Source organism: Actinomadura barringtoniae, from assembly GCF_017573505.1.
Classification (GTDB): domain Bacteria; phylum Actinomycetota; class Actinomycetes; order Streptosporangiales; family Streptosporangiaceae; genus Spirillospora; species Spirillospora barringtoniae.
In genome coordinates, this window is sequence record NZ_JAGEOJ010000030.1 from 95,329 (window position 1) to 102,040 (window position 6,712).

The window sequence follows — 6,712 nt, forward strand, 5'->3', positions numbered from 1 at the left end:
CACCCCGGCCCTGGTCACCATGGCCGAGGTGTCGTCGCGGTGGCTGCAGGGCTCGGTCGCGCGGCGGACGATCCGGGCGGCGGGCGGCACCGGGGAGTACCAGGTGGTGTTCGCCAACCGCGGCAGCGAGGAAGTGCCGATCCACGACCAGCCCTACCTCACCGTGACGACGACGGCGGGCGAGCCCGGCCTGGCGCGCCAGACCATGCAGGCCGTGCTGAAGGTCATGCGCGACAAGCTGCGCGGCGACCAGGTGAACGAGGGCGCGCGGCCCGGGTCGTACATCTCCTGGCAGATCACGGCGGGCAGCGACCGGCCCGTCGCGGTGGCGGGCCGGCCCTCCCACGCTCTGATAGCCATCATGCTGATCGGCCTGATGGGCGCGGTGTACGCGGCGGTCACCGTCGACCGCCGGCGGCGGCGCGCGGACCGCCGCGATCCCGCCGGGCGTCCCGGTCGCGCCGGCCGCGCGGGAGACGGAGCCGGTCGCGGATGGCTGCGCGTGCCACGAGCACGACGAACGCGAAGTTCGTCGTGAAGTAGCGCGGGCCGAGCCGCCGCGGCTCCTGCAGGCACCGGTACAGCCACTCCAGGCCGTGCCGCTGCCACCAGAGCGGCGCGCGCTGCACCTCGCCCGCCAGCACGTCGAACGTGCCGCCGACGCCGTGCGTCACCTGCGCGCCGGCGCGCGGCGCCCAGTCCCGCACGAACAGCTCCTTCATCGGCGAGGAGACGCCGATGAACAGCAGGTCGGTGCCCGCCTCGCGGATCTCGTCGGCGATGCCGGGCGCCTCGGCCGAGGAGAAGTAGCCGTGCCGCGAACCCGCGACCTTGAGGTCGGGGAAGCGGTGCTCGATCTCCGCCAGCATGCGGTCCAGCACGTCCTGCTTGGCGCCGAGGAAGAAGACGCGGTCACCGCGCCGTTCGGCCTCGGGCAGCAGCGCCAGCATCAGGTCGATGCCGGCGACGCGTTCGGGCAACGGCCGGCGCAGGATGCCCGACGCCCAGACGACCGACTGGCCGTCGGCCAGCACGAGATCGCACCCGAGCACGGCCTCGCGCAGCCGCTGGTCCTTCCGGAGCCGAACGATCTTGGCCGCGTTCAGCACCCCGATCGTCATCGGCGACCGTTCCTCGACCGCCTTGACGCACCGGGCGACGGTTTCGTCGATGGTCAGCGGATCCACCCACATCCCGAGGAAATGCCTGCGGTCCGGCTCCCGATGCTCCCCCTGCATGGTCACTCCCTAGTGGTCGGCACAAGCCAGGTGTGCAGCAGCCACCCGAGCTCGTACGGGCGGCATTCCCGGTCGACGGCGACCGGGGGAAACACGCGATCGAGGGAGCCGATGCGCCATCCGGAGCGCAGCCTGGTGGTCGCCGCGCGCACCCCCCGGACGGCCTTGCGTGGATCCTTCCTGGCGACCTTGCGCCAGGTCATGACGGGTGCGTCCGCGGGCAGGAGCGACTGGCCGGTCTCGGGCGGATCGGTCAGCCAGCGCATGCCGCGCGCGATGGCGTCCAGATGGCTCTTCCCGCCGGCGTCGGCGAGGTCGAGCAGGGCCATCGGGGCCATCGCGTGCTGGTGCACGCTGTAGACGGGGTAGCCCTCGACGACGCCGCCGGTGCGCGCGTCGTAGTGCCACCACCACTGGCCGCCCTCGCCCTGGGCGGCGCAGATGCGTTCGGCCACGGCCTCGGCGGCCGCGACCGCCTGGTCGTCGCCGAGCCTGGCGAGCGCCTGGATCGGATAGACCTGGTCGGCGAAGCAGCCGACGTGGGCGCGGTAGCCGGGGACCAGCCTCTTGCCGCCCTCACCGACCGTGTGCGCGTAGAGCTCTTTCTCGCTGAGACCCTGCAGGAGCCGGAGCCGGGCTCGTTCCAGATGGTCCTCGGAACCGGGTCCGCCGCCGGCCTCCCGTACGGCGGCGAGCGCCGACACGACCCAGGCGGCGTCCACGGTGTGGACGCCGCCGTCGTGGTCGGCGCGGGCCAGCCGGTCGACGGCCGTCTTGAGGCCGTCGTGCCGGGTCTCCGCGGCGGCCCAGCAGATCAGCGCGACGTCGCCGAGCGAGCTGAGCGCGGTGGGCCCGGCGTCGTCCAGGCGCGACACGAGCGAGCCGACCAGTTCGTGAACGGTGTCACCGGCCAGCACCTCGCGCTGCTGGTCCTCCGGCAGGTGCAGCGCGCCGAGCGCCACGATCGCCGCGTACCGCACGCTGGTGCCCGCCGGGAACGCGCCCTGGCCGCGCAGCGTGAACGCGAACGGCCCGCCCGGACCCGACCGCATCCGCGGCATGGTCCGCATCGCCCGGTCGAGCAGGTCGATCACGGTCTGCTGCGCCGCCGGGTCGACGTCGCCGAGCGCACGCATCCTGGGCAGTCCGGTCCACGGCTGCTCGGTCACGCTGCTCACGGGAGTGTTCACGGAGTCGTCCACCGGGGTCTCGTTGGTCACTTGGTCTTCACCGCGATCAGGGACTTGGTCAGGCCGGCGACCCGTTCGGACAGGATCCGCGAGTCCGGGAAGTAGGCGCGCATCTCGGTGCGGCTCAGCAGCTCGATGTCCAGCACCGAGCGCAGCGCCTCCTCCCGGCTGGCGGGCGGCGTGTGCACCAGGGGCCAGTGCTGCGCCACGGTCGCCCGCGCGGGCGCGGGCAGGAACTGCATGCCGGGGCAGACCCAGTGCGGCTCGACCGGGAAGTAGCGGTACGGCGTCTGGATCCAGTGCCGGTCCGCGAGCCGGTGAACGGCGTCGGCGAACATGCGGCGCCGGGCGTGCCCGCCGACGTGCTCCACGACCGAGTTGGAGATCACCACGTCGTAGCCGCCCGCCAGGATCTCCTCGGGCAGCTCGCAGGCGTCCGCGTGGTCGGAGCGCAGCCAGCTCGGCAGCTCGTCCGGCGGCTTCTCCAGGTTGACGATGTGCACGGCGGCGGGCGTGACGGGCGCGCGCCGCCACGACTCGGCGGTGCCGCCGAGATCGATCACCGACATCTCGCGAAGATCGGGAAAGGTCGCGGTCAGCCACTCCCAGCGGCGTGAACGATACCGAGCGCCAAGGGAACCCGGCGCGTCCACGAAACGATTCCGGAATGCGTGCAGCCGGCTCAATCGATCTACCCCCGTCCATGACTCGGCTCATTATTGATACGGATGCCGTGTAAAAGGCCAGCGATGCGGGTGGCCAACCTCGGTCAGGGCCACGGGTAAAACATCAAGCAGTCAACGCGTCGTACGTACAAGAGCGGATTGGTCCGGTGGTCGTGGTGCGCTGATCCCACCCTCATGGACAACGCTTACAGAACCCATCCGCGTGATCCTTTATACGGGCATGCAGTCAGTGAATTGCGGCCGGGGAGAATGCGTTTTCCAGAAGAAGACGCGGTGTACCCGAGCCGTCCGCCGGTACCGACCAGATGTCGGTCGTGGAACCTCTGATCCGTCCGTAGGCGACGGTCTTGTCGTCGATCCACGCGGCTTGGTCGTCCACCGAATTGGTTTCGGCGAGCGGCGTCTCGCGCATGGTCGCCAGATCGAGGATGTGCAGCCGCCACGGACGGGCCGGATCCCCGGTCGCCTTCTTGAACGCCAGCCGGGTGCCGTCGGGGGACAGCGACGGGCATTCCACGTTGGTGCGGAGCGACTTCATCGTGCGGGTGCTGGCCTTGCCCTCGACCAGGTAGGTCGTGGTGCCGGTGCGCGCGGTCGCGTAGAAGCGGTCGTCGTCGCGGGTGAAGGTGACGCCCCAGTAGTTGAGGTCGCGGGCGGTGACCCACGTGCCGTCCCGGTAGAGCTTGAACTTCTCCAGGTCGCGCCACATGCGGCCGGTCTTCCGGTCGAAGATCCCGGTGCGCGTGGCCATGGCCTTGTTGGTGTAGGTCTCGCCGGCGATGAACGTCGTCCACGAGACCATCCGGCCGTCGGCGGAGATCTGCGTCCTGCTCGGGGTGCCGTCGACGGGGAACAGCTGCGTCCTCTTCAGGTGGCCGTCCAGCAGCATCAGGTAGGTCTGGGCGACCGCCCCGCGCTCGACGGTCAGGCACGCACCGGCGCCGGCCGCGCCGTACACCCGTACGCAGGAAAGATCGCTGATCGAGCGGGTGGCGGGGGCCGGAACGGCGGGTGCGCCGGTGCTCCCGCCGAGCTTCACGGCGGCCAGGCGGCCGGAGTCCGGGCCGCCGCCCGCCTGCCGGAACAACAATTGTCCCGGGTGGTCCAGGACAATTGTCCCAGTGGCAATGGGCGCTTTGCCCGGGACATTGTCGTGTTCCCCGGAACCGTGTTCGTCGGAACGGAGCATGAAGGCGCCCGCCGCGATGGCGACAAGGGTGGCCGAAGCCGCTGTCACAACCGCTGATCTGGAGACATGGACCACGTCGTAAGAGTAGGCTTGCCTGACTGTGACGCTCGCTCATCAGCCACTCATCGGCCGAATCCGGCCAGCGACCCGGGTAATGACCACGCATTTCTAATCCGGCCACGTCCGGCCTGTGCCCTTTAGCTTCCCTTTAACTGCGGAAACTGGCAGCTTAACTGTCGGGTCAGACCCGCATTCGCCCTTGGAGGGGGAGCGGGCGCGGGTCAGGGGAGAAGGGTCGGGGGATGACTGCATGAGTGTCGTCGACCGTCAGGAAACGACCGTACCGATGCGGGCGCTCGGCGCGACGGGCCGATCGCGGCGCTGGGTTTCGAGTCACGTTCATCTGACGATTACCGCGGATTTCTGTTGCGCGCTCACGGCCGGGCTCGTGGGATACCTGTTCCGGTTCGGCGAGGCGAGCAGCCCGCCGCGGCCGGACGCGCTGCTGGCCGCCGCGCTGCCGCTCATCTGGGTCTGCTGGGTGGCCGCCGCCCGCGCCTACGACGTTCGGTTCTTCGGGGCCGGATCGGAGGAGTACCGGCGGATCCTGGACGCGGGGGTCAGCCTCACCGCCGCCGTGGCGATCGTCTCGTACGCGACCAAGGCGGAGGTCGCGCGCGGCTTCGTCGTGGTGACGCTGCCGGCGGTGACCGCGCTGAGCCTGCTCGCGCGCTACCGCCTGCGCAAGCATCTGCACTGGCGGCAGGCGCGCGGCGAATGCCTGCGGCGGGCCGTGGCGGTCGGGCACCGCGAGGCCGTCGCCGAGCTGATCCGGGAGTTCGGGCGCGCCCGGCACCTCGGCATGGAGATCGTCGCCGCCTGCCTGCCCGCCGACCACGGCACCGAGAACGTGCTCACCGTCCCGGTGCGAGGGCGGCTGGACAACGTCGCCGACGTCGTACGGCGGACCGGCGCCGACACCGTCGCCGTGCTCGCCTGCCCCGAGCTCGCCGGGGTGGAACTGCGGCGGCTCGCCTGGCAGCTGGAGAAGAGCGAGACCGAACTGCTCGTCGCGTCGGCGCTGCTGGACATCGCCGGCCCGCGCACCTCGATCCGGCCGGTCGCCGGGCTGCCGCTGCTGCACGTCGACCACCCCGAGCTCACCGGGGCGCGCCGGCTCATCAAGACGGTCTTCGACCGGACCGCCGCGGCCGTCGCGCTCGTCGTGCTCACGCCGGTCTGGGCGGTCACGGCCGGGCTCATCTGGCTCGACGACCGCGGCCCGGCGTTCTTCTCGCAGCAGCGGGTGGGGCGGGACGGCCGCGACTTCACGATGCTCAAGTTCCGGACCATGGTCGTGGACGCCGAGCGGCTGCGCGCCGACCTCGACCACGCGGTGCCGGACGACGAGGTCCTTTTCAAGATCAAGAAGGATCCGCGGATCACCCGGATCGGCACGCGGCTGCGCCGCTACTCGATCGACGAGCTGCCGCAGCTGGTCAACGTGCTGCGCGGCGAGATGTCGCTGGTCGGCCCGCGCCCGCCGCTGCCCGACGAGGTCAGCCGGTACGGGCAGGACGTGTTCCGGCGCCTCGCGGTGAAGCCCGGCATGACCGGGCTGTGGCAGGTGAGCGGCCGTTCCGACCTGTCGTGGGAGGAGTCGGTCCGGCTCGACCTGCGCTACATCGAGAACTGGTCGCTGATCCTCGACCTGCAGATCCTCTGGAAGACCGTCGCCGCCGTCGTCCGCGGTTCTGGCGCGTACTGAAAGGAGTCACCAGCGTGGATCTGGTGGTCATCGGGCTCGGCTACGTCGGGCTGCCGCTGGTGCGTGAGGCCTGCCGCGCCGGTTTGAGCGTGGGCGGGCTGGACCGCGACGAACGCGTCGTGTCGGCGCTGGCCGCGGGCCGGTCGCACATCGACGACGTGTCGGCGGGCGAAGTGAGCGAGATGCTCGCGCAGGGGTTCAGGCCCAGCGCGGATGAGGCGATCCTGGACGGCGCGCGGGCGGTGGTGATCTGCGTTCCGACGCCGCTGTCGGCGGACGGCGGGCCGGACCTGACCGCGGTGCGCGGCGCCGCCGAGACCGTCGCCTCGCGGATGGCGCCGGGGATGCTGGTCGTGCTGGAGTCGACGACCTACCCCGGGACGACCGACGAGGTCGTGCGGCCGATCCTGGAGAAGTCGGGGCTCGTGGCGGGGGCCGACTTCCATCTCGCGTTCTCTCCCGAGCGGATCGACCCTGGCAACCCGGTGTTCGGGGTGGCCAACACTCCGAAGATCGTGGGCGGGCTGACACCGTCGTGCGCACAGGCTGCGTCGGCGCTGTACGAGAAGTTCGTGGAGCGGGTCGTCCGGGCCAAGGGCACGCGCGAGGCGGAGATGGCCAAGTTGCTGGAGAACACCTAT

At 70.9% G+C, this 6,712-nt stretch carries 6 protein-coding genes; 2 read left to right on the forward strand and 4 right to left on the reverse strand.

What is annotated here, in order from left to right:
• Positions 1-398: 398 nt before the first annotated feature.
• The 4 genes from J4573_RS48370 to J4573_RS48385 all read right to left on the reverse strand — a co-directional run bounded on the left by J4573_RS48370 (position 399) and on the right by J4573_RS48385 (position 4,201).
• Positions 399-1,238 (reverse strand): WecB/TagA/CpsF family glycosyltransferase, encoded by an 840-nt coding sequence (locus J4573_RS48370; RefSeq protein WP_208263200.1) that lies wholly within the window; start codon positions 1,236-1,238, stop codon positions 399-401.
• Positions 1,239-1,240: 2 nt separating this feature from the next.
• Positions 1,241-2,458, reverse strand: a complete 1,218-nt coding sequence (locus J4573_RS48375; RefSeq protein WP_208263201.1) for a hypothetical protein — start codon at positions 2,456-2,458, stop codon at positions 1,241-1,243.
• Positions 2,455-2,997 carry a class I SAM-dependent methyltransferase gene (locus tag J4573_RS48380; protein ID WP_208263202.1) on the reverse strand — a complete coding sequence of 181 codons (543 nt, stop codon included), beginning with the start codon at positions 2,995-2,997 and terminating at the stop codon, positions 2,455-2,457. Before J4573_RS48380 ends, J4573_RS48375 begins: the two co-directional genes overlap by 4 nt.
• A 343-nt stretch (positions 2,998-3,340) precedes the next feature.
• Positions 3,341-4,201 carry a TolB-like translocation protein gene (locus J4573_RS48385; RefSeq protein ID WP_208263203.1) on the reverse strand — a complete coding sequence of 287 codons (861 nt, stop codon included), beginning with the start codon at positions 4,199-4,201 and terminating at the stop codon, positions 3,341-3,343.
• Positions 4,202-4,613: 412 nt separating this feature from the next.
• On the opposite strand from J4573_RS48385, the gene J4573_RS48390 reads away from it, so the two are divergent.
• Both J4573_RS48390 and J4573_RS48395 read left to right on the forward strand, forming a co-directional pair.
• On the forward strand, positions 4,614-6,071 hold the full coding sequence (locus tag J4573_RS48390) for a sugar transferase (RefSeq protein WP_443606445.1): 1,458 nt from the start codon (positions 4,614-4,616) through the stop codon (positions 6,069-6,071).
• Between the two features lie 14 nt (positions 6,072-6,085).
• The coding region (locus J4573_RS48395) for a nucleotide sugar dehydrogenase (RefSeq protein WP_208263204.1) at positions 6,086-6,712 on the forward strand (627 nt) is incomplete at its 3' end.

What these genes read in the sequence shown, in the direction of transcription:
- J4573_RS48370 (WP_208263200.1), bottom strand. Translation starts at nt 1,238, where the DNA reads ATGCAGGGGGAGCATCGGGAGCCGGACCGCAGGCATTTCCTCGGGATG.
- J4573_RS48380 (WP_208263202.1), bottom strand. Translation starts at nt 2,997, where the DNA reads ATGTCGGTGATCGATCTCGGCGGCACCGCCGAGTCGTGGCGGCGCGCG.
- J4573_RS48390 (WP_443606445.1), top strand. Translation starts at nt 4,614, where the DNA reads ATGAGTGTCGTCGACCGTCAGGAAACGACCGTACCGATGCGGGCGCTC.